The sequence below is a fragment of the Oleiphilus sp. HI0043 genome, assembly GCF_001634935.1.
This window is the reverse complement of sequence record NZ_LWEY01001407.1, coordinates 1-1,561: the sequence shown is the minus strand read 5'-3', so window position 1 is coordinate 1,561 and position 1,561 is coordinate 1. Positions and strand designations below refer to the sequence as shown.

Annotated in this window: 2 protein-coding genes; one reads left to right on the top strand and one right to left on the bottom strand. The window is 45.4% G+C overall.

Translation table 11 applies throughout. The features are described from left to right. Positions 1 to 552, bottom strand: a 552-nt coding sequence (locus A3729_RS19430) for an acyl-CoA dehydrogenase family protein (RefSeq protein WP_197475934.1), incomplete at its 3' end; no start/stop codon positions are given. 133 nt (positions 553 to 685) lie between these two features. Here A3729_RS19430 and A3729_RS19425 point away from each other — a divergent pair. After that, positions 686 to 1,561, top strand: an 876-nt coding sequence (locus tag A3729_RS19425) for a GlxA family transcriptional regulator (RefSeq protein ID WP_197475933.1), incomplete at its 3' end; no start/stop codon positions are given.

Here is a 1,561-nt window from a genome sequence, read left to right as displayed (position 1 = left end):
GATCATTGATTTATTTGCATGAACGCTGCCTTCAGAAGTGTTGGCAAGTAAACAAATCCAATCACCTTGCGTCGCATTCGTGATCCACATCTTACTGCCATTGATAAGGTAGTCATCACCGTCACTTTTAGCGGTCGTTTTTAAACCTGCAACATCTGAACCTGCCCCAGCTTCACTAACCCCGATACAAGCAACCATATCTCCAGCGATGGCTGGCGCCAAAAAATCACGTTTTAACTCATCACTACCAAAACGAGCCAAAGCAGGCGTGGCCATGTCTGTTTGCACACCAATCGCCATGGGCAAGGAACCACCATAGGCTCGGCCAATTTCCTCAGCAAACACCAGGTTATAACTATAATCTAAACCTGCACCACCATTCGCTTCGGGTTTATGTATACCCAACAAGCCCAGGTCACCCATTTTCTTGAATAGTGAATGTAAAGGCGCTTTGCCTGCCTGCTCCCACTCATCAACAAAAGGGTCCATTTCCTGATCAACAAAGGCTCGCACTGTTTTGCGTAAGGCTTCATGTTCAGACGTGAATTTCATGCTCATCTCCAATATAAGATCTAACTAACGCAATCTTAAGAATCGAAGACAAAAAGAAACAGCGTGACTCAGGTCATATAAATGGCCAAACGGGCCATAAAGGTAAATAATACCCCAATATATTCCGGAGATTATGATGCTAAAACATGTCACGCTTTATGCCTGCGAGAATGCAATGGGCTTAAGTTTAGGTCTTAGTCATGATGTATTTGCCTTTGCCTCCATGCTACAAAAAAAGCTTTTGGGCGAGGCTATATCTATCTCGCTAGTTACCTTAGATGGCAAAGCTATTTCATCATTCAGCGGCTTAAGCATTACACCTGATCAGGCACTAGGCGATATCAAACATACAGACCTGGTCATTCTTCATGGAATCTGGGGTGACATGGAAGCGCTGCTAATCGATCAGCGCCCCTTATACCCAAAGCTTAGGGAGTGGCACGAGCAAGGTATCCCGATTATGGCTGCGACAACCGGTTCCTACTTTCTGGCAGAGGCCGGGCTCTTGGATGAGCGAATCTGTACCACGCATTGGCATAAGCAAGAAGAATTCGCACAGAAGTACCCCAAAATCGATCTTCGCCCCGATCGTTTTATTACCGCTACCGGGGAACTGTATTGCTCTGCAGGAATGAATGCAGCCATGGAGATCATGATCTATCTGCTTTCACGCTTATCCTGCACTGAGGTTGGCGAAGCCGTAGAAAGTACTTTTTTGGTCGATTTCAGACGAGCCTACTCCGGCGAATTTGCCTCCATTGGTAAACAAACCTACCATCAAGACGACGCTATTCTCTCTATCCAGCAGTGGCTTGAAATCCACTTCATTGAGCCCCTTTCTATCGAGCAACTTGCCACAAAAGCAAATATGAGTGTACGCACCTTTAAACGTCGCTTTAAAGAAGCAACGGGCGAATCACCTCTTAGCTATATTCAACACTTAAAAATTGAGCAGGGAAAAGAGCACCTCAAACATAGTGATCAAAGTGTCGCAGAAATATCATGGAAG